Source organism: Deinococcus hopiensis KR-140, from assembly GCF_900176165.1.
GTDB lineage: Bacteria > Deinococcota > Deinococci > Deinococcales > Deinococcaceae > Deinococcus > Deinococcus hopiensis.
On the sequence record NZ_FWWU01000009.1, the window covers coordinates 1,449,968 to 1,470,567 of the forward strand.

A 20,600-nucleotide genomic window follows, 5' to 3' on the forward strand; every position below is an offset into this window, starting at 1 on the left:
GACTTTGCTAGCGTGGGCCATGCACACCCTGGACACGGACGTGATCGTCGTGGGAGCGGGCCTGGCGGGCTTGACCGCCGCCGCTGAGGTGGCCGACGCCGGACGCCGCGCCCTGCTGCTCGATCAGGAAGGCGAGCAGAATCTGGGCGGACAGGCCCACTGGTCCTTTGGCGGCCTCTTTCTGGTGGATTCCCCCGAGCAGCGCCGCCTGGGCATCCGCGACTCACCCGAGCTGGCGTGGAGCGACTGGGAGAACAACGCGGGTTTTGACCGCCCCGAGGACCACTGGCCCCGGCAGTGGGCCCGCGCCTACGTGGAGTTCGCAGCGGGCGAGAAGCGCGCGTGGCTGACGAACATGGGCCTGCGTTTCTTTCCCGCTGTGGGCTGGGCTGAGCGCGGCGGCCAGGGCGCAGGCGGACCGGGCAACAGCGTACCGCGCTTTCACATCACCTGGGGTACCGGGCCGGGGGTGGTGGAGCCGTTCGAGCGCCGGGTGCGCGAGCACGTGGCCGCCGGACGCATCACCTTCCATTTTCGCCACTGCGTGCGTGGCCTGAACATCACGAACGGTGCCGTTCACGGCGTATACGGCGCCGTGCTTGAACCCTCGGACGTCGGCAGGGGCGAGGCGAGTTCCCGGGTGGTGGTGGGGGACTTCAGCCTGAACGCAGGCGCGGTGATCATTACCTCGGGCGGCATTGGGGGAAACCTCGACCTGGTGCGGCGCAACTGGCCCACGGAGCGGCTTGGGCCTGCCCCGGCCTTCATGGTGGCGGGCGTGCCCAGACACGTGGACGGCGAGTTGCAGGGCGTGGTACGCGATGCAGGCGCAAGCCTCATTCACCCGGACCGCATGTGGCACTACACAGAAGGGCTGCGCAACTGGAGCCCGGTCTGGCCGGGCCACGGCATCCGGGTGCTGCCCGGGCCGAGCAGCCTGTGGCTGGATCCCACTGGGCGGCGGCTGCCTCACCCGCACTATCCCGGCTTCGATACGCTGGGAGCGCTGACGCACATCGGGCGGCAAGGCTATCCGTACACGTGGTTTGTCCTCAACCGGTCGATCATCAAGAAGGAATTCGCCCTCTCCGGCAGCGAACAGAACCCGGACCTCACCGGCCGTGACCTCCGCCTGACGCTGCGGCGAGCCTCTGGGCGGGTACAGGCCCCAGTTCAGGCGTTTATGGACTACGGCGAGGATTTCGTGGTGCGCGACACCCTACCCGAACTGGCGGACGGAATGAACGCCCTTGTCGGCAATGGCCTGCTGGACCCCGCCGTTCTCGAGCGCGAACTCCGCGAACGGGACTTCCAGACCCTGAACCCTGCGGGCAAGGACGCACAGCTGGCCCTTGTCCGCAGCGCCCGGGCCCTGATCACCGAGCGCCTGATCCGAGTGGCCAAACCCGCGCCCATCCTCGATCCCGCGGATGGCCCGCTGATCGCCGTCCGTATGAACGTCCTGACCCGCAAAACGCTGGGTGGCCTGGAAACGGACCTGTCGGGGCAGGTGCTGCGTCCCGGCGGTCGGCCTATCCCCGGCCTGTACGCGGCGGGTGAGGTGGCGGGCTTCGGCGGCGGTGGGATGCACGGCTACCGCTCGCTGGAAGGCACCTTCCTGGGCGGCTGCCTTTTCAGCGGGCGGGTGGCGGGACGGGCAGCGGTATGACGCGGAGGGCAGCATGCCGTGTGCTCTCCGCCCTCCGCTTGTCTTTAACCCCCATGTAACCGGCTGGCCGCACACTGCGGCCATGAAGAAGAACCTCTCTCTGCTCGCCCTGACGGGCACCCTCGCCCTCGGGGTCTTTGCGGGCGTCGAGCTGTCCGAGCATTCCAGCGCCCAGGTGGCCACCACCGCTCCCGCCGCGGCCACGTCCACCCCGGCTGCCGCGCCCGCCGTCAACGCTTTTGACTCGGGCCGCGCCCGTACCGAGTCCGAGGCGAACACCGTGCAGGTGGTCAAGGACCGGCAGAACGGTCTGGTATACGTCAGCGTGACGGAAAAGGCCGCGGCGAGCGGTGACCTGTCCGAGATGCAGAAGCGGCTGCAAGACCAGTTCGGCTTCAATATGCCCCTGCCCGAAGGCCAGGGCGACGGCGGAAGCGTTCAGCAGGGCACCGGCAGCGGCTTTTTCGTGGACGACAGGGGCGACATCATCACCAACAACCATGTGGTGGAGGGAGCCAGCGAGATCACCATCCGCCTGCACGGCAACAAGAAGACCTACAAGGCCAAGGTCATCGGCCGCGCCCCCGACTTTGACCTCGCCCTCATCCGCGCGGAGGGGCTGCCCAAAGGCGCCGTCCAGCCCATCCCTCTGGGGGACTCGTCGCAACTCGACGTGGGGCTCAAGGCCGTGGCGATGGGGGCCCCTTTTGGCCTGGACTTCAGCGTGTCCGAGGGCATCATCAGCAGCCTGGAGCGCACGGTGCCCATCGGCAACAGGGGCGTGTCTCAGAGCGCCATCCAGACCGACGCGGCGATCAACCCCGGCAACTCCGGCGGTCCGCTGCTCAACAGCGCTGGACAGGTCATTGGCGTGAACACCCAAATTCTGACGGGCGGCAGTGGCCAGAGCGCGGGCGTGGGCTTCGCCATCCCCGTGAACACCGTCAAGAGGCTGCTGCCCCAGCTTCGGGCGGGTGGCGAGGTCAAGGCGCCCACGCTGGGCATCCGTTTCCTCGATCTGGGCGGCCTGACCGGCGAGCAGCGCCAGAAGTACGGGCTCCCCGAGACCGGCGCGCTCGTGGAGCAGGTGGTGGCGGGGAGCCCGGCCGCGCAGGCGGGGCTTCAGGGCAGCGCCACCATCACGGATGAGCCGGGCAGCAATGGTCAGGACGCCCTCAAGGTGGGCGGTGACATCATCACCGCCGTGGACGGCCAGCCGCTCAGCGATGGCAGTGACCTGCCCCGGACCGTGATCGGCAAGCGTCTGGGTGACACGCTGCGCCTGACCGTGCTGCGAGACGGCAAGGCGCGTGAGGTGACGGTCAAGCTGCAGCCGTTCGCGTTTCCGAGTGGGCAGAACTGAGGGAGCCGTAGGCCTTTAGAAGTCAGCGAAAAGAGGGGCGTGGTTTGGGGCTTCCCGACACGCTCCTCTTTTCGGACAGGTCAACCGGTTTGACCCTCGACGCCCCCGCGCGTTCCCCTCATATCCAGGCCAACCCCTCCCGCGTCCGTTCGTTGCGTTCCGCTCCCGTGTTGAGCGTGGTTTTGGGCTCCAGCATCAGAATCCACGCTTCCTCTCCCACGGCAGCGGGCCGGTGCTCCACCCCCCGGGGCACGATCAGAATCTCGCCCTCGCCCACAATCACTTCCCGCTCGTCGGGATCGCGCAGGCCCATGCGCATCTGCCCGCGCACCACGAGGAAGAGCTCGTCCTCTTTCTCGTGGTGGTGCCACATGAACTCGCCCGCAAACTTGGCGAGCTTGACGTACTGATCGCCCAGCTCGCCCACGACGCGCGGGTTCCAGTGGTCTCCAATCAGGGCGAATTTCTGGGCGAGGGAAATGACGTTCAGGGGCTGGGTCACGCTCCACTCTACCGCTCAGCCAATCGCCAGCATCCGCTCGATGGGCACCAGCGCCCGCTCGCGGATGGCTCCCGGCACCGTCACGCGCGGCTGAAGGTTCTGGAGGCTGTCCCGGATGTTTTCCAGCGTGATCATCTTCATGTACTCGCAGCAGGCGGTGCGGCTGACAGGCACGAAGGTCTTGCCGGGAACGTCCTTTTCGAGGCGGGTGACCATCCCCGTCTCCGTCACAACGATAAAGGTCTGCGCGTCGCTCGCCTGGGCGCGGTGAATCATGCCTTCCGTCGAATAGAGCTGCAACCCGGGAATGGCCGACAGCACCCGGGTGGAGCAGCCGCATTCGGGGTGAATGAGCAGTTCGGCGCCGGGATACGCCGCCTGCTGGCCCTGGATGTCCTCGGGGCGGATGGCCTCGTGGACGTGGCAGGCTCCGTCCCACACGTCCATCTGCCGTCCGGTTTCGCGGATGACATGCGCGGCGAGGAAGCGGTCCGGCGCGAACAGGACCGGGGTGTCCTCCGGCAGGCTCTGAACCACCTGCACCGCGTTTCCGCTCGTGCAGCAGTAGTCCGACTCGGCCTTCACGTCGGCGGTGGTGTTCACGTAGGTGACCACCAGACCGCCAGGGTTGCGGGCCTTCCAGTCGCGGACGCCCTGGGCCGTTAACGTATCGGCCAGCGAGCAGCCCGCGCGGAGGTCCGGCAGCAGCACCACTTTCTGCGGATTGAGGATTGCCGCCGTCTCGGCCATGAAATGCACCCCGGCGAACACAATCACTTCGGCGTCCGTCTTGGCCGCCTGACGCGACAGCCCCAGCGAGTCGCCCACGAAATCGGCAATTCCCTGGACCTCAGGCCGTTGGTAGTTGTGGGCGAGGATGACGGCGTTTTTTTCCTTCCGCAACCGTTCAATATCGGCGCGGATTTGGTTCTCGTCGGGCAGAACTTGCAGTTGCAACAGGTCCCGGTGCGGAATCTGGGCGGGGGGGACGACGGGGCGAGTACCGGTCATGCTTCGTTCTCCAGGGTCAGGTTGAGGCTGATGTCAAGGGCGGGGGCCGAGTGTGTCAGCGCCCCGACGCTCACGAAGTCCACGCCCGTGGCGGCCACGCGGGGCAGGCGCGAGAGCGTCATGTTGCCGCTTGCCTCCAGCGTCACCTGTGGGGCCAGGCGGTCCCGGACCCGCACGGCTTCTGCCAGCAGGTCATCGGTCATGTTGTCCAGCAAGATGCGGTCCGCTCCGGCCCGCAGGGCTTCTTCCAGGCCAGCCAGGTCCTCCACCTCGCACAGCACCTTCAGCAGGTAGCTGTGGTTCCGGGCCCGTTTCAGCGCTGCCGTGATACCCCCCGCCGCCGCAATGTGGTTGTCCTTGATCAGAATGCCGTCGTCCAGCCCGAAGCGGTGGTTGATCCCTCCACCGTGGGCGACGGCGGACTTTTCCAGATCGCGCCACAGGGGCGTGGTCTTGCGGGTGTCCAGCACGCGCGCCTTGCTTCCGGCCACCGCCTCGACATGTCGGCGCGTGAAGGTGGCGACTCCCGAGAGGCGTTGCAGCAGGTTCAGCGCCACCCGCTCGCCTGTGAGGAGACTGCGGGCGGGGCCGGCCACGGTGCCGATGACGCCGCGCTCGCGTGGCTCGCCGTCCTGTGCCGCCCACTCCACGCGCACGGCTGGATCAAGGAGGGCAAAGACCCGCACCGCCACCTCCAGTCCGCTCAGCACCCCCGGCTCCTTCAGCAGGAACTCGGCCCGCGCCGTCTGCTCCGGCGCAATGGTGGCGAGGGTGGTGGCGTCTCCGCGCCCGATGTCCTCGGCCAGAGCGGTGCGCAGCCGCTCATCCAGGCTAAGCAAGGTCTTCTCCCGTCCAACCCGTGAGCAAAATCACGCGCTGAACCTTAGCACGCGTGCTCCCACGGGGACGTGATGGAGGGTGTCTCTGCCCGCGTCGCGGTCCAGTTGCTGAACGGTATGGACGCCCACCCCCTCCTGCGGAAAGTCGGTGCGGAAGTGCCCCCCGCGCGACTCCTCGCGCGCGAGGGCCGCCTTGAGGACGAGTTCGCCGATGAGGGCGAGGTTGGCGGCTTCCAGGTCAGCGCGCGTTTCTCCGGAAGTGGGCGAGGGGCCCCAGCCCCTCAGGGCCGCCCGTAACCCCGCTGCGTCTCGCCGCAGTCCGGCCCCCCGGCCTATTCGCGCCCTCAACGGCCCCCATCCAGTGGGTTCCGCTCCCGGTGCGGGCACCGCTTCACCCGCATTCAGCGGCAGGTGCCCTTCCGCCAGTGCCGCCCGCGCGGCCCGCGCCCCGAACACCAGCCCCTCGGACAGGCTGTTGCTCGCCAGGCGGTTTGCGCCGTGTAACCCACTGGACGCCACCTCGCCCGCCGCGTACAGACCGGGCAGGGTGGTCCGTCCGTGCGCGTCCGTCTGCACGCCGCCCATTGTGTAATGCACGGCGGGCTGGACGGGAATGAGGTCCCGCCCCAGGTCCAGGCCCAGCCGGCGCAGCGTGGCCGTGATGGTGGGAAAACGGGCGTGCACAAAGTCCGCTCCCAGGTGCCGCAGGTCCAGCCACACCTGCCCCGTCGAGTGGATTTCGGCGGCGATGGCGCGGGCCACCACGTCGCGCGGGGCGAGTTCGAGGGCCACGTCGTACCGCTCCATAAAGCGCTCGCCGTGGGCATTGAGCAGCGCGCCCCCCTCTCCACGCGCCGCTTCCGTCACCAGGTGCGCAGCCCCATCGGCCACCACCGCCGTTGGGTGGAACTGCACGAACTCCAGGTCGCGCAGGGCCGCGCCTGCCCGGTACGCCAGCGCGAGGCCGTCGCCCGTGCCCTCCGGCGGGGCGGTCGTCACCGGGAAGAGGCGGCCAAAGCCTCCGCTCGCCAGCAGGACAGCGCCCGCAACGACGCGTATGTGGCCGCCTGCCGTCAGCAACTCCGCTCCCACCACCGTTCCGCCCGACACCCGCAGCGTCCGTGCAAACGCTCCTTCCATCAGCCGCAGCCCCCGTCCCTCGCCCGCCCGCAGCGCTGTTCCCAGCGCCACACTGATGGCGTGCCCCGTCGCGTCCCCCGTGTGGCGGATACGGGGGCGGCTGTGCCCACCTTCCAGGGTGCCGTGGGGCGAAAACGCCACGCCCAGGTCGCGCAGCGTCTCCACATGGGCCCGCGCTTCGCCCACGAAGGCCGACACCGCCTCCGGTTCGCACAGGCCGCGTCCAGCCTTCTGGGTGTCCAGCGCGTGCGCCGCCTCGTCCCCGGCTTCCAGCGGTGCGGCGACGCCTCCCTGCGCCCAGCGGGTCGAACCGTCCGGCAGCGCCGTCTTGCACGCCAGCACCACATCCGCTCCGTAACTGCGCGCCGTGAGGGCCGCATACGCCCCGGCCACGCCGCCCCCGATGACGAGCAACTCCGCTTCCACCGTCTTCACGGGGAAAAGGGTAGTGCAGCCGGGAGAGGTGGATGGGGGAGAGGTCTACTGCCCCCTGCTACACTCCTCCCATGACGCGTGTGCTCCTCGCCCTGGCTGGCGTGGCCCTGCTGGCCCTCACGGCGCTGGCCTTCGTGTGGCTGGCGGGGCAGTTGCTGGTAGGCCTGGGGGCCTTTGTGGTGGGCACGGCGGGTGTGCTGACCCGGCTGCTGGGCTACCTGCTCGTGACCGGGCTGTTCGGCGGGCTGACCTACTTCATTGCCAGCGCGTGGCGTCCAGGGCGGGGCGGCCGGGCGTGAGCATGCGTGCGCCGGACCGTTTCCTGGGCCGCGCTGGAGTCTATGCGGCCGCCCGCCCGTCCTACCCGCCGGCCCTCGGAGAGTGGATGTCGGAACGTGGCCTTCTGCTCGGCCCGGTGGCCGACATTGGGGCGGGAACAGGTCTCTTTACCCGGTTGCTCCTGAGTCGGGGTGCGGGGGTACATGCCATCGAGCCGAATCCCGAAATGCGTGCCCGGCTGGAAGAAGCGCTGCGGCCGGAGTTGGAGTCGGGCCGCCTAAGCGTTGTGGACGGCACCAGTGAGGCCACCGGCCTGCCCAGCGCCAGCGTTGCCCTCATCACCGCCGCGCAGGCTGCCCACTGGTTCGCACCCGAGCCCACCCTGCGGGAGTTCGGCCGCATCCTCTGTCCTGGCGGCCTCGTCCTCCTCGTCTGGAACGACTGGCGCGGCGAGGACGTGCCCTTCAACCTCGCTTACGGTGAGGTGGTGCGCCGCTTTCAGTCTGGGATGCCGGAAGCCGTCTCCCGCGCGCCCAGTCCCGAACTGGCCCAGTTGCTGCCCGGTGGCTTCGAGCACGTCGCCTTCGGCAATCCCCTGACCCTGACCCGCGAGCGGCTCCACGCCCTCGCCGCCAGCGTGAGCTACCTGCCCTCGCCCACCTCGCCCGACTTTCCGGCGCTGGCGCGGGCGCTGGACGGAGTGTTCGGTCTCCATCAGGAGGACGGCACCGTCACGCTCCACTACCGCGCCCATGCCTACCTGGGACGGCCAAGCTGACGGTCCGGGCCCGTGACGCCCGCTTCAATTCAGGCAACACTTTGGGCTAAAATAACGGGCTGTGACGCGCGCTGAGCCTCGCCCCTGACATAAAGGAGCCTCCAGCGCCGCCCGCATGGAGGATTCTTGAGTTACTGGCGCACCGATATCAAGCCTCTGCTGGACGCGGAAACAGGCACCCTGTTCAAACAGGCCCCCATCCGCGTCACGCTGGGCTTTCCCAACCGCTACTCCGTGGGCATGGCGTCCCTGGGGTATCAGGTCATCTACCGCATGTTCAACCTCGAAGAGGGCGTCGCCTGCGAGCGGGCCTTCCTGCCCGACGATGTGGACGCCTTTGAACGTACCGGTCAGGCCCTCCCCACCGTCGAATCGGGCCGCGCAGCGGGCGACTGTGAACTGTTCGCCCTCAGCGTGTCTTTCGAGCTGGACCTCACCAACATCATCCGCATGCTGGACGTGGCCGGAATGCGGCCTCTGCGTGAGGAACGCAGCGACAGCGATCCCGTCGTGATGATCGGCGGGCCGTTCACGTCGTCGAACCCCTATCCGCTGACGCCCTTTGCCGACGTGATCGTGATCGGCGACGGCGAGCAGATCGTGCCCGTGGTGTCGGAGGCCCTGCGCGAGTCCAGCACCCGCGAGGAGTTCTACGACCTTGTGGACGGGATGCCCGGCATCTTTCTGCCTGCCCGCCACGTCCACGAGCCCACCTGGGCCACCGCGCCCAAGGAACTGCTGCCCGCGTACTCGCAGATCGTCACGCCCCACTCGGAACTGTCCAACATGTTCTTGGTGGAGGCCCAGCGCGGTTGCCCCCGCCCCTGCACCTTCTGCCTTGCGCGGACCATGTACGGCCCCAACCGCAACAACCAGGCGCAGGAACTGCTCGACGTGATTCCAGACTGGGTGGAAAAGGTGGGCCTGGTGGGCGCGGCCCTGTCCGACTTCCCGCACACCAAGTACGTGGGGCGCACCCTCACGGACCGGGGCATCAAGCTCGGTGTGAGCAGCATCCGTGCCGACACGGTGGACGCCGAGCTCGCCGAGATTCTCAAGGCGGGCGGCCTGCGAACCTTTACGGTGGCCTCGGACGCGCCGAGCGAGAGGTTGCGCCGCTGGTTGAAAAAGGGCATCACGACCGAAGACCTGCTCAAGACCGCGCACATCAGCCGTGACCTCGGCTTCAAGGGCATCAAGGTCTACATGATGATCGGCCTCGGGCCGGAGAACGACGACGACATCACCGAGCTGATCTCCTTTACCAAGGAACTGGCGCAGATCAACCGCGTCGCCCTGGGCATCAGCCCCTTCGTACCCAAGCGGCACACGCCGCATTTCGCGGACCCCTTTGCGGGGGTGCAGACCATCGAGCGCCGCCTCAAGCGCATCCAGAAGGAGCTGCGGACCACCGCCGAACTCCGCAACGTGTCTGCCAAGTGGGCCTGGGTGGAAAGCGTGGTGGCGCGCGGCGGCCCCGAAGTGGGCATGGCCGCCTACAAGATCTACCGCAACGAGAGCATCGGCGCTTGGAAAAAGGCGCTGGACGAGGTGGGCTGGCGTGACGAGTTCGAGATCAACACGCCCGCCATCAGCCTGCCGCCCGGGCAGTACGAGGCGCGGGAGGTCAGCGCCCACGCCGAGGGGCTGGCGGTCTAGAGCATGCGTCAAGGTGCGGACTTCTTTTTGACCGCGCAGGGCGAACTTGAGTGCGTATGGGGGAGAATGGCGCCGTGAGGGGTGCCCTTCCGCGCGCGGCGCCATTCGGACAAATGTTCTAGAAAGCAGAAGGTGGAGCGCAGCAGGCCGGGGGCACAAGAACTCCGGCCTCCGCTCTTTGTTCTGGACGCTGCGCTTCTTCACCTGGCAGATGCCAGCTCCGTTCCCACTTTGAGCATTCAACCTCATACCGCTGTCTCCGAATCGCGCGAGAATGCGGGGATATGATTTCTTCCCTCCCCCGCCCACAGACAATGGCGGAAAAGATTCTGACCCGGCGCGGCACAAAAGCCGTGTATGCCGGAGACCTCGCCGTTGTGGACGTGGATCAGGTGATGGTGGTGGACTCCATTGCCCAGAGCTTTATCGAGCGCATGGAACGCGACCTCGCCGCTGTACCCAGGTACCCTGAGCGCGTCTCCATCGTGATCGACCACGTGGCTCCCGCCTCTACCGTGAGCGTGGCGCAAGCGCAGAAGGAAGCGCGCGAGTACGCGGCGAACACGGGCGTGCGCCTCTTCGACGTGGGACGGGGCATCTGCCACCAGGTCCTGACGGAAGAGCGCCTTGCCCAGCCCGGTTGGATCGTGCTGGGGAGTGACAGCCACTCCACCACTTACGGCGCCGTGGCTGCGTTCGGCACCGGCATGGGAGCCACCGACATCGCCCTCGCCGCCGCGAGTGGCAAAACGTGGCTGAAGGTCCCCGAGAGCGTCAAGGTGACGTTCACGGGCGAACTCCAGCCCAGCGTCACGGCCAAGGACGCCGCTCTGGAAATGATTCGCGTTCTGGGAGCAGACGGGGCCACCTACCAGAGCATCGAGATGCACGCCGGCGACCGCTTTACCCGCGGCGAGCGCATGACGCTGGCGAACCTGTGCGTGGAGGCCGGCGCCAAGGCGGGCCTCGTGGTCCCCGGTGGAGAAATCCTGACTGCCTACGGCTACGACGTGCCCGAATGGGTCTACCCCGATCCCGGGGCAGCGTACGTGCGCGAGGTCGACATTGATCTCACGGCCCTGCGCCCCCGCATGAGTGCGCCCAGCGAAGTCGACAACGTTCACGACGTCGCAGCGCTGCGCGGCCTGAAGGTGGATCAGGTCTTTATCGGCACCTGCACCAATGGCCGCTTGGAGGACCTGCACGCCGCCGCCGCCGTCCTGAAGGGCCGCCGCGTGAATCCCGGCACCCGTCTCCTCGTTATTCCCGCCAGCAGCGAGGTGATGGAGGCCGCGATGGAAGACGGCACGCTGCTCACCCTCCAGCGGGCGGGCGCCGCGCTGGGCACGCCCGGCTGCGGCCCGTGTATGGGACGACACCAGGGTGTGCTCGCGCCGGGTGAGGTGTGCGTGTCCACCTCCAACCGCAATTTTATAGGCCGCATGGGCGACAAGGACGCGCAGGTGTATCTGGCCTCGCCTGCGGTAGCGGCAGCGACGGCAGTCATGGGGCGAATTGCGCTGCCGGAGGATGTGGCCGGGGTGGTGGCTTGAGCGAACATACAGGCCGGATCAGGCCGGAGAATCTCGCCGCCTGCCTTTCCCTGCTCGCCTCAGTGGGCGAGACGCAGCTGGACGCCGCCCTGCAGGGGGAGGTTGAGGGAGGGCTGGAGCACGCCGACTTCGGCTCGGGCCACCTCTATGAGTTTGCGCTGGGAAAGCTCGCCGCCGCTGTCGCCGAGGGTGACGCAGGGGAAATCTATTTCCGCGTGCAAGCCCCCCACGGGTTTGGCCGTGCCGTGCAAGTCGTCTTGTTGGCGGGTGCCCAATACCATCTGGCCCGCTGAGGAACCTGGAGAAGACCTATGCCCAGAATCTGGAAATTCGGCGACTCGGTGAATACCGACGACATCCTCCCAGGCAAATTTGCCCCCTTCATGGCAGGCGAGGACGCGTTCCAGACCTTTGCCTTCCACTACATCCGCCCCGAGTTCGCTGCCGAGGTGCAGCCCGGCGACGTGCTGGTGGGAGGCCGCAACTGGGGCCTGGGCTCCAGCCGCGAGTACGCGCCGCAGGCCCTCAAAAAGCTGAGAATCGGCGGCATCGTCGCGCCCTCTTTCGCCCGCATCCACTACCGCAACCTGCTGAACCTCGGCATCCCGGCCTTCGAGGCAGACCTGACGAACGTCCTGCAGGACGGCGATGAGGTAAGCCTGGACGTAGAGACGGGCGTGCTGACACGCGGTGCAAACACCTTCCAGCTGCCGCCCCCACCCGAGTTCCTGCGCGAGGCCCTGCGCGAGGGCAGCATCCTGGCCTTCTTCAAGAAGTATGGCCGCTTTCCGGGGGAGGCCGTTCCCGAATCCACGCAAATGCCAGAAGCCCGCTAAGATCAGCCCATGACCACCCTGGAAATCGAATGCCCCGTTTGCGCGGAGGTGCTGGAACTTACGGACGCCGACCGCGCAGAGCTGCACGTGGGCGACGTGATCGTGTGCGACTCCTGCAACGCCGAGATGGAAGTCACCCGCAGCGGCGAGGGCGAGGACTTTGAACTCGAACTGCTCGGCGTGCTGACCACCTGCCCCAACTGCGGCGAGGAATTCGACGTGACCGAGGACATGCTCGCCGCTGCCGGAACCGTGCAGAGCCACGACGGCGTGGAGGTCAGCGTCGTGACCTGCCCCCACTGCAGGGCACGCATTGAGTTGGAATTCGAGGAAGCAGAATAGGCTAGACAAGAACGAACGCTAAGCATAAGTTGAGTTAGCCTATCATTCGCAAGGAGATAAGCATGACTGTCATTCAATTTGAAAACCCTGACACCGGAGCCACCATCGAGCTGACCGATCCCGAACTCGGCGAACTGGTGATCGACGACGAGACCGGTGTGGAGTACGAAGTCGTGTCCGTCGATCCGCCCCGCCTGGAAGCCGCGCCGCAAGAAGCGGAGGACTGGGGGGAGTAAGGCGGCCTTCAGCGGTCAGCTTTCGGCTCCAAAAGCTGACGGCCGACCGCTGAAAGCTTGCCCGCTCTCCAACGCCTTATGGCCGACCTCGCCGTTCTCTACGACCGTATTCGCCCCGACGAGAAAATGCTGTTCGAGGCCCTTGATGGGCTTGGCGTGCCCTACGACAAGGTGTACACGCCGCAGCTTCGCGTGACCTTTGATGACGCGGGGCGCGCGGCCGTGCCCTGGAAGGTTGCCCTCGAACGCTGCGTCAGCCAGTCTCGCGGGCACGCCGTCACCCGCGCACTGGAGGGCCTCGGCGTGCGCGTGGTCAATCCCAGCCACGTGATTGAGCTGTGTGGCGACAAGCTCGCCACCAATGCCCGCCTCGCCGCCGCCGGGTTGCCCACGCCCCGCACGGGCGTTGCTTTCGATGGGGAAGCCGCACTGACCCTTATCGAGGAAATGGGCTACCCGGTGGTCCTCAAGCCCACGGTGGGCTCGTGGGGCCGGATGGTCAGCCGCCTGAACGACCGCCACGCGGCCGAGGCTGTCATCGAGCACAAGGAAGTGCTGGGTGGGCCGCAGCACGGCGTGTTCTACGTGCAGGAGCTCATCCGCAAGCCGGACCGCGATATCCGCGCCTTCGTGGTGGGGGGCGAGTGCATCGGTGCGATCTACCGCACCTCCGAGCACTGGATCACCAACACTGCGCGCGGAGCGAAGGCGAGCAACTGTCCGGTCACGCCCGAGACCGCAGCCCTCGCACAGCAGGCGGCGGCCGCCGTTCACGGCGAGATCGTTGCGATTGATCTGGTAGAGGACCCCGAGCGCGGTCTCCTCGTCATCGAGATCAACCACACGATGGAATTCAAGAACTCCGTGGCGACCACGGGCGTGAACATTCCCCGCCTGATGGGCGAGTACGCGCTGGGTCTGCTCGGTTAACCTCTTTCCCTTTGCGGAGGTCCTCAACTTGAGGACCTCCGCCCTTTCATTCCAAGCCCTTTGCCAGCGCCACGGTCTCCCCGAGCCGTCCTCGCCGCTCCGCCTTTCGGCACGGGCACACGGAGGAGGGCAGGGCACCCCGCCTCCTCGCCGTCCTGGCGTGGTGTTTCTTCCTCCGCCTTCTGGCTTACCGCGCCCGCGGGACTTGAAACGCTTCACTTTTTTGCCCACCATACCTTCTTATGGATGAGATGCTTTTAAGCCTGCAACTATGATGGACGCCGATGCTCAGGCCCGTGCTCCCCATTCAGAAGGAGGCGCCTCGCGCGAAGCCGCCGCGCAGCTCGGCCAGGAGATGCGCCGGCTGCACAAGCTGATCAGCAGCAGGGTCTTGCTGAATATGCAAGACGAGTTGCAGGACCACGACCTCTCGTTCACGCAGATGGCGGCGCTGCATCAGCTGCGCGCCCGGGCTCCGCTGACGGTGACGGCCCTGTCCGAATGCGCCCGCCTGAGCCTCCCCGCCGCGAGTCACCTCGTCGAGCGGCTGGTGCGCCGGGGGCTGGCAGAACGGCGCGAGAACCCCGACAACCGCCGCGAGAAGCTGGTGGTGCCCACCGCGCAGGGCCTCGATATCGTGACGCGCATGGACGGGCAGTTTACCGAAGCCTACGTCTCGGCGCTGTCCTCAGTGCCCGCCGAGAAGGTCCGCGCCGCCTCCACCGCCATTCACGACCTTCTGACCGATCTCGCCCCTTCCCAGGAGAACGCATGACCGCACCCACGCCTCCCGAGCGCATCAATTACGCGCAGACCCTGGATATGCAGACCAAACGGGTGATCCTGTTCGGCGTGCTGCTGGGCCTGTTTCTCAGCGCGCTCGACCAGACCATCGTCTCCACCGCCCTGCCGCGCATCACCCAGGAACTCAGCGGCCTGTCGCTGTACTCGTGGGTCACCACCGCCTACCTGCTCACGAACACCGCGCTCGTGCCGATCTACGGCAAACTCTCGGACCTGTACGGGCGCAAGCCCATCCTCATGATCGGGATCGTCATCTTCCTGCTGGGTTCGGCCCTGTGCGGCCTCTCGGGCGAGCCCTTTTTGGGCAACCTCTTCGGCGGCGGCATGATGCAGCTCGTGGTGTTCCGGGGCCTGCAGGGCGTTGGCGCGGCGGCGCTGGGCTCGGTGGCCTTCGCCATCATCGCGGACCTGTTCGAGCCGGTGGACCGGCCGCGCTACCAGGGTCTGTTCGGGGCCGTGTTCGGGCTGAGTAGCGTGATCGGGCCGCTGCTGGGCGGCTTCCTGACAGACCATGCCAGCTGGCGCTGGGTCTTCTACGTCAACCTGCCCATCGGCCTCATTGCCCTGGCCTTCATCGCCAGCAAGATGCCCCGCCTGGCCAGCGGCCTGCAGGCCAAGGTGGACTGGCTGGGCGCGTTCCTGATTCTGCTGTTCACGGTGCCGCTGCTGCTCGCCCTGACCTGGGGCGCGGACGGCAATTACGCTTGGACCAGCCCGACGCTGCTCTCGATGTTCGGCCTGAGCCTGGTCAGCCTGCTGGCCTTCCTGGTTGTGGAGGGCCGTCACGCCAGCCCCATCCTCCCCCTCAGCCTCTTTAAAAATCCGACGTTCGCCTGGGGTGCGGTGGCCCGCTTCCTGATCGGCGCGGGCTTTCTCGGCGCGATCTTGTTTCTGAGCCTGTATCTCGTGCGCGTGCAGGGCGTTTCCGCCACCAAGGCGGGCACGGCCACCATTCCGCTGACGGTGGGCATCATCGTCGGGGCCATCGGCTCGGGTCAGATCGCCAGCCGCATGGGCCGCTACAAGCCGCTGATGCTGATCGGCCTCATCACCGCGGCGCTGGGCTTTTACGCCCTGAGCACGCTGAATGCCGACAGCCCTTACAGCGGCGTGGTGCTGCGCATGGTGCTGCTGGGCCTGGGTCTGGGTCCCGCGCTGCCGCTGTACACCACCGCCCTGCAGCTGTCGGTCAAGCCCTGGGAAATCGGCGTGGCGACCAGTGCCGGGCAGTTTTTCCAGCAAATGGGCAGCACGCTGGGCACCGCCATCTTCGGCGCGGTGCTCACTGCTGGCCTGACCCAGAACCTCGCCGCCGAGTTCGCCGCGCAGGCCGCCGCCCACCAGGGCACGGTCGCCACCACCCTGCAAAAGATCAGCGAAGACATTCGCAGCGGGAGCGGCCCCAAGCAGGACCGCAACGCAGCGGTGAAAACGGCGGACGAGATCAAGGCCAGCTTCGCGGCCCTGCGGCAAAACGTCACCCGGGCAATCAAGACCGGGGACGCGGCAGCGGTCCAGGTCATTCGGAGCGACACCACGCTGCCCGCCGACGCCCGTAAGCGCCTGGCCGACGTTCCTGCGGGCGGTGTTGGGGCTGCCGTTCGCACGGGCTTCGCCCAGACCTACGCCGCCATCGCCGCCGCCGTGAACAGTGGTCAGCCGGCCCGCCTCGCGGCCGTGGCTGCCAACCCGCGGCTGCCCGCCGAGCTGCGCGCCCGCCTCACGCAGCTGCCGCCCCAGGCGCTGCAAAACCCGCAGGCCCGCGCGCAGGTACTGGCCGGAATCAAGCGGGGCCTGGACGCGGCCGGAGCGGCCGCGTCCAGGCAGGCCCAGCAGAAGGCGCTGGACGCTGCCCTGGCGGGTGTGAACGATGGTGAGCAGCTGGCCCTTGTCGCCGTCCGCGCCCAGAAGGTCGCCTTCGCCAACACCATTTCCAGCATCTACCGCTACTCCATCCTCGTCGCGGTGCTGGCCTTCCTCGCCACGCTGATGATGCCCAATCTTCAGATGCCCACCCGTAGGGCGGGCGAGCGGATGGCTCCAGCGCACGTCGAGGTGTAGGGACATTCGGAAAAGGAGGCGGGGTGGGATGTGCTCCACGCCCGCCTCCTTCCTGTCCCCAACTTATTCCAGATCCAGGTCCCCGCCGTTCGACAGGTACTTCTGCTCCCATACCAAGTCGCGCAGCACCCAGCCGGTACCCGGAAAACGCAGTCCGGCCCGGATCTCGGCCACGATGTGGGCCCGCACGTCCTCCTCGGGAAGGCCGCTGGCAATCACGTCACCGAGGTTGCGCTCGCCGTCGAGGGCCGCGGCGACGGGCGAAGGCGTGCTCCGGGTCGTGCCCGCGCGCAGGCGCAGGTTGTGCCACGCGAATTTTCCGGTCGGCTCCGCCTGGCCCGCCCGCACAGCCTCGGACAGCGTCTGCGCGACCTCGAACAGGGGCCGCTCGGCTTCTCTCGTGGCGGCGCGCACGCTGCGGCCCTCCGGCACATCGAACAGGGGGAGTGTTCCCCGGTAGACCCGGCTGGGGCTGCCGATCACGTCGCAAATCATGTCCCACTCGTCCGAGGCGCGCGCCCAGTCGGTCGTGAAGTGGTCGTACGGCCCCAGCGAGGTCCCGGTCACGCTGCTCATGCGGAACTCAAATTCTCCTTCGGTGGGCAGCAGCGGACTGGCGTGGATGGCGTCCAGCCCCAGCCAGTCCAGAATGCCGCCGCCGACGATCTCGCCGTTCAAAAAGGCCACCGAGTAGGGGACCTCGGTCCGGACCTCCAGCACGCCGGTCTGACGGGTGGTGTTCACCAATTCCATAATCCCCATCAGGGGCAGGTCGGAGAGGAGTCCTTGCATCTGTGGGGTTCAGGCTATCATTCCCGGCCCCGGGCGGCAAAGGCACCGGCCAGATCCCGCCACGCGCCGCCCAGCTCAGCGCTGACATCGCTGGCGATCAGCCCATACCCGTGCCGCGCTCCCGCCCGTTCGCCCGCCCGCGCGTGCAGCCGCACCCCCGCTACCGCCGCGTCCCTGGCCGTCATTCCCTGTCCCATCAGCGCGGCGATCACCCCTGAAAGCGTATCGCCCATGCCTGCGCTCGCCATGCCCGGGTGCCCGCCCCGGCTGACGGTCAGGCCTTCAGGGTGCGCCACGACGCTCGGTCCGCCCTTCAGGACGAAGACTCCGCCGAAGCGTTCTCGCAGGGCCCGGGCGGCGGCGAGCGGGTCTGCCGCCACCTCGCCCGGCTTCACGCCCAGCAGCCGCCCCGCCTCACCGGGGTGTGGAGTCCACACGCAGCGTTCGTGCCCCGCGCCCGCCAGCTCCGGCTGCAAGGCGTCGGCGTCCAGCACGGTGGAACGGCCCCAGCCCAGCACCTGCCGCGCGAGAGCGGCCGCGTCCGGTCCCAGGCCCATGCCCAGGCACACGGCGTCCGGCGCCCCCGCTCCGTATGCCTCGGACAGCGCCGTTCCCAGGTCCGCACGCCTCCGCACCATCAGCTCGGGCGTGATCAGCGGCACCTCTGCCGCCGAGTGGACCGTCACGAGTCCCGCTCCTGCCCGCAGCGCTCCCAGCCCCGCGAGCGCCGCCGCCCCTACCGTACCCGGATGCCCGCCGATCACCCACACGCGCCCGGCCGTGCCCTTGTGGGCGTCAGGGAAGCGCACCGGGAGCAGCGCCCCGACCTCCGCGTCCCCAGGACAGTCTGCCAGCGCCTCGGCCCGCCGCCACTCCTGCGGCAAGGTGAGCGGCGCGACCACCACCTCGCCCGCCCGGTGCGCCGCCGGGCCGAACAGCAGGGCCACTTTCCATCCGGTCAGCGTTACCGTGAGGTCCGCCCGCACCGCTGCCCCCGGCACCTGCGCCCGCGCTGCGTCCAGACCACTGGGCAGGTCGATCGACACCACGGGCCGCCCCGCCGCGTTCACCGCCTCCACCACCCCGGCCAGTGTCTCCCTCAGGGGAGGGGTAAATCCCGTGCCCAGCAACCCGTCCACAAGCACGTCCGCTTCCCGCGCCCACCGCGTCACCGCCCCCGCCGACAGGGGCAGCGGCCTCACGCCGAACGCCCCCAGCCGCCGGCGGTTGAGCCGCGTCAGGAAATGCCGCGCCGGCGCGGCCAGCACCCGAACTTCGTGGCCCCACGCGGCCAGCAGCCGGGCGGCCACGAGGGCGTCACCACCGTTTGCGCCGCCCCCCGCCAGCAGCAGCGCGCGCCGCCCCGCAAAGTTGGCCTGCACCTGGGCGGCCACCGCCCGCCCCGCCTCCTCCATCGCCGCATCGAGCAGCCCGGCGTCCGAGAGCCGTGCGTCGATGGCGCCCAGGCCAGCCGGGGAAAAGACCTGCCCGGTCACGCGCCGCCCCCACTCCGCAGCAGCAGGAACAGCACCAGCGCCCCGGCAGCGATCAGCACCCAGCGCACGAGCTGGGGATTGGTCGCCAGCCCACCGCCCCGGCCGCGCATCTCCTCGCGCGAGTCCTCCTGCGCGCGCCGCACGCTCAGGCGCTGGGCCCGGCGAATGGCCCCCACCGACTCTTGAACCTTGCCCTGCCGCCGCAGCGCCACACCGAGGTTGTGGTGCGCGCCGTCGTACTCGGGATTCAGGCGCAGCGCCTCGCGGTACTGCGCCTCGGCCGCCGCTGGGTTCCCCCCCTCCAACTCCAAGTTCCCCAGATTCGTCAGGGCCCGGTAGTGCCCCGCGTCCGCCGCCACGGCTTCGCCGAACAGGGCGCGGGCCTCGCCCGCTTCCTCGCGCAGCGCGTGCAACACGCCCAACAGGTTCAGCGCCTCGGGCCGGGTCAGGGGATGGTCCAGCGCGGGGACCAAACGGACGCGCAGCGCCTCCGGTTCCGTCTCTCCGCCCGTGCCGCGCCCCAGACCGTCCAGCGCAGCGAGCGCTGCCTCCAGCGTTCCGGGCCGCAGCAGCGAGCGCAGCAGCGCGGCCTCGCCGGTCAGCCCCACTTCCGCTGCCCGGTCCAGGGCCTCGCGCAGCCCCGCCCCCACCCGCTTCGCCTGGGGCAGTTTGCGTGCCCGTACGGCGTCTTGCACGTTCACCACGTCCTCCAGCACGTCCGTTACCTCGGGCCGTACACCCGAGAGCCGCGCCGTCGCCAGCGCCCGACGCCACTCGCCCGTGCGGGCGAAGGTCTCCCACCTAAGCGGGGCGTCGGGCGTCGAGAGGGTCGCGGGGCCGGGGTCCGTCATGGGCGGAGTATACTGACGCGCTCTGTGACCCGCCCTGACCCCACCGATTTCCCCACGTCCACGCTGCCCCTGTACTCGCCTACCCGGGTGCGCGACCTGCTGGCCCGCCACGGATTGAAACCCACCAAGAGCCTGGGGCAGAACTTCCTGATCGACGGCAACATCCTGCGCGCCATCGCCGAGGCAGGTGGGGCCGCGCCCGGCGTGCCCGTGCTGGAAATCGGTCCTGGCCTGGGTGTGCTGACCCGCGAGATCGCCTCCCGGGGCGCGCAGGTTACGGCCCTGGAGAAGGACGAGCGGCTCAGGCCGGTCCTGTCCGAGACGCTCGCCGGACTGGACGTGCGCGTGATCTGGGGCGACGCCCTCGACTTCGACTACGCCTCGCTTCCCGAGGGCACCCGCGTCATCGCCAACCTGCCCTACTACATTACCGGCGTGCTGCTCTCGCGCTTCATGCACGCGCCGGGCGTGGTGTCGGCCACAGTCCTGGTGCAGAAGGAAGTGGGTCAGCGCCTCGCCTCGCGCCCTGGCGAGGACAACTACGGTTTCCTCAGCGCCCTGGCCGCCCTGCACGGAACGGTCCGGCACATCCGCGACGTGCCCAAGGGGGCTTTCCTCCCCGCGCCCGACGTCACGAGCAGCGTGGTGCGGCTGGACTTCGACCGCACCCGCCCGCTGCCGGACCCGGCCTTCCTGAAATTCGTGGAGACCGCGCTGCACCACCGCCGCAAGACCCTGCGCAACAACCTGCGCCTGAGTGGCCTGGACGGCGAGGCCGTCGGTGAGGCCCTGCAGGAAGCAGGACTGCGCTCCGATGTGCGCGCCGAGGACGTGCCCCTGGCGGACCTGCAGCGGGTCGCCGCTGTGCTCGGCGTGATACGTTAGCGGCACGTCTCCCGCAGACCCCGCGAGCGCCCTGCCCCGACGGGGAGCGGACGCCTCGCATTCAGGGCCTGTCCGTCCAGACGCCATTTGACTTCTTCCCGCCCCCACGGCGTATTCGAGGGCCGTTCTGCTTTCTCCG

Annotated in this window: 21 protein-coding genes; 14 read left to right on the forward strand and 7 right to left on the reverse strand. The window is 68.4% G+C overall.

The features are described 5' to 3' along the window. Positions 1 to 19: 19 nt before the first annotated feature. Together B9A95_RS20580 and B9A95_RS20585 are read left to right on the forward strand one after the other, a co-directional pair. Positions 20 to 1,669 carry an FAD-binding dehydrogenase gene (locus tag B9A95_RS20580; protein ID WP_084048980.1) on the forward strand — a complete coding sequence of 550 codons (1,650 nt, stop codon included), beginning with the start codon at positions 20 to 22 and terminating at the stop codon, positions 1,667 to 1,669. A gap of 82 nt (positions 1,670 to 1,751) precedes the next feature. After that, a complete protein-coding gene (locus B9A95_RS20585; RefSeq protein ID WP_084048981.1) occupies positions 1,752 to 3,032 on the forward strand; it encodes a S1C family serine protease in 1,281 nt (426 codons plus the stop codon). A gap of 118 nt (positions 3,033 to 3,150) precedes the next feature. Here the strand turns inward: B9A95_RS20585 and B9A95_RS20590 are convergent, their stop codons facing one another. From B9A95_RS20590 to B9A95_RS20605, 4 genes are read right to left on the reverse strand one after another with little or no spacing between them, the layout of a single operon-like run. Continuing rightward, positions 3,151 to 3,534, reverse strand: coding sequence for a cupin domain-containing protein (locus tag B9A95_RS20590; protein ID WP_212648358.1), 384 nt, complete (start codon positions 3,532 to 3,534; stop codon positions 3,151 to 3,153). A 15-nt stretch (positions 3,535 to 3,549) separates the two neighbouring features. Further along, entirely contained in the window at positions 3,550 to 4,545 is a 996-nt protein-coding gene (gene nadA, locus B9A95_RS20595; RefSeq protein WP_084048982.1) for a quinolinate synthase NadA, read from the reverse strand. Further along, positions 4,542 to 5,384, reverse strand: a complete 843-nt coding sequence (nadC, locus tag B9A95_RS20600; RefSeq protein ID WP_084048983.1) for a carboxylating nicotinate-nucleotide diphosphorylase — start codon at positions 5,382 to 5,384, stop codon at positions 4,542 to 4,544. The genes nadA and nadC overlap by 4 nt, the downstream gene beginning before the upstream one ends. Before the next feature lie 30 nt (positions 5,385 to 5,414). Beyond that, the gene (locus B9A95_RS20605) at positions 5,415 to 6,959 is read right to left on the reverse strand and encodes an L-aspartate oxidase (protein ID WP_084048984.1); all 1,545 of its coding nucleotides are present in this window, start codon (positions 6,957 to 6,959) and stop codon (positions 5,415 to 5,417) included. Between the two features lie 71 nt (positions 6,960 to 7,030). On the opposite strand from B9A95_RS20605, the gene B9A95_RS20610 reads away from it, so the two are divergent. The 11 genes from B9A95_RS20610 to B9A95_RS20660 all read left to right on the forward strand — a co-directional run bounded on the left by B9A95_RS20610 (position 7,031) and on the right by B9A95_RS20660 (position 16,437). Continuing rightward, positions 7,031 to 7,258 (forward strand): hypothetical protein, encoded by a 228-nt coding sequence (locus tag B9A95_RS20610; RefSeq protein ID WP_084048985.1) that lies wholly within the window; start codon positions 7,031 to 7,033, stop codon positions 7,256 to 7,258. Between the two features lie 86 nt (positions 7,259 to 7,344). Further along, a complete protein-coding gene (locus B9A95_RS20615) occupies positions 7,345 to 8,016 on the forward strand; it encodes a class I SAM-dependent methyltransferase (RefSeq protein WP_245808413.1) in 672 nt (223 codons plus the stop codon). Positions 8,017 to 8,142: 126 nt separating this feature from the next. Continuing rightward, positions 8,143 to 9,675, forward strand: coding sequence for a B12-binding domain-containing radical SAM protein (locus B9A95_RS20620; RefSeq protein WP_084048987.1), 1,533 nt, complete (start codon positions 8,143 to 8,145; stop codon positions 9,673 to 9,675). 284 nt (positions 9,676 to 9,959) lie between these two features. Continuing rightward, positions 9,960 to 11,228 carry a homoaconitate hydratase family protein gene (locus B9A95_RS20625; protein ID WP_084048988.1) on the forward strand — a complete coding sequence of 423 codons (1,269 nt, stop codon included), beginning with the start codon at positions 9,960 to 9,962 and terminating at the stop codon, positions 11,226 to 11,228. After that, entirely contained in the window at positions 11,225 to 11,521 is a 297-nt protein-coding gene (locus B9A95_RS20630) for a hypothetical protein (RefSeq protein ID WP_084048989.1), read from the forward strand. Before B9A95_RS20625 ends, B9A95_RS20630 begins: the two co-directional genes overlap by 4 nt. A gap of 18 nt (positions 11,522 to 11,539) precedes the next feature. Further along, complete coding sequence (locus B9A95_RS20635; RefSeq protein WP_084048990.1) at positions 11,540 to 12,064, forward strand: LeuD/DmdB family oxidoreductase small subunit; 525 nt, start codon at positions 11,540 to 11,542, stop codon at positions 12,062 to 12,064. A 9-nt stretch (positions 12,065 to 12,073) separates the two neighbouring features. Continuing rightward, positions 12,074 to 12,406 (forward strand): hypothetical protein, encoded by a 333-nt coding sequence (locus tag B9A95_RS20640; RefSeq protein ID WP_084048991.1) that lies wholly within the window; start codon positions 12,074 to 12,076, stop codon positions 12,404 to 12,406. 62 nt (positions 12,407 to 12,468) lie between these two features. Then, complete coding sequence (gene lysW / locus B9A95_RS20645; RefSeq protein ID WP_084048992.1) at positions 12,469 to 12,642, forward strand: lysine biosynthesis protein LysW; 174 nt, start codon at positions 12,469 to 12,471, stop codon at positions 12,640 to 12,642. 78 nt (positions 12,643 to 12,720) lie between these two features. Further along, complete coding sequence (gene lysX, locus B9A95_RS20650) at positions 12,721 to 13,572, forward strand: lysine biosynthesis protein LysX (protein ID WP_084048993.1); 852 nt, start codon at positions 12,721 to 12,723, stop codon at positions 13,570 to 13,572. 271 nt (positions 13,573 to 13,843) lie between these two features. Next, positions 13,844 to 14,347, forward strand: coding sequence for a MarR family winged helix-turn-helix transcriptional regulator (locus B9A95_RS20655; RefSeq protein WP_084048994.1), 504 nt, complete (start codon positions 13,844 to 13,846; stop codon positions 14,345 to 14,347). After that, positions 14,344 to 16,437, forward strand: a complete 2,094-nt coding sequence (locus B9A95_RS20660) for an MDR family MFS transporter (RefSeq protein ID WP_084048995.1) — start codon at positions 14,344 to 14,346, stop codon at positions 16,435 to 16,437. Before B9A95_RS20655 ends, B9A95_RS20660 begins: the two co-directional genes overlap by 4 nt. Before the next feature lie 63 nt (positions 16,438 to 16,500). Here the strand turns inward: B9A95_RS20660 and B9A95_RS20665 are convergent, their stop codons facing one another. From B9A95_RS20665 to B9A95_RS20675, 3 genes are read right to left on the reverse strand one after another with little or no spacing between them, the layout of a single operon-like run. After that, complete coding sequence (locus tag B9A95_RS20665; RefSeq protein ID WP_084048996.1) at positions 16,501 to 17,229, reverse strand: DUF4388 domain-containing protein; 729 nt, start codon at positions 17,227 to 17,229, stop codon at positions 16,501 to 16,503. 17 nt (positions 17,230 to 17,246) lie between these two features. Next, entirely contained in the window at positions 17,247 to 18,725 is a 1,479-nt protein-coding gene (locus B9A95_RS20670; RefSeq protein WP_245808414.1) for an NAD(P)H-hydrate dehydratase, read from the reverse strand. Next, entirely contained in the window at positions 18,722 to 19,576 is an 855-nt protein-coding gene (locus B9A95_RS20675; protein WP_084048997.1) for a tetratricopeptide repeat protein, read from the reverse strand. Before B9A95_RS20675 ends, B9A95_RS20670 begins: the two co-directional genes overlap by 4 nt. Positions 19,577 to 19,600: 24 nt before the next feature. Here B9A95_RS20675 and rsmA point away from each other — a divergent pair, with 24 nt between their 5' ends. Further along, positions 19,601 to 20,461 (forward strand): 16S rRNA (adenine(1518)-N(6)/adenine(1519)-N(6))-dimethyltransferase RsmA, encoded by an 861-nt coding sequence (rsmA, locus tag B9A95_RS20680; RefSeq protein ID WP_084048998.1) that lies wholly within the window; start codon positions 19,601 to 19,603, stop codon positions 20,459 to 20,461. Positions 20,462 to 20,600: the final 139 nt, after the last annotated feature.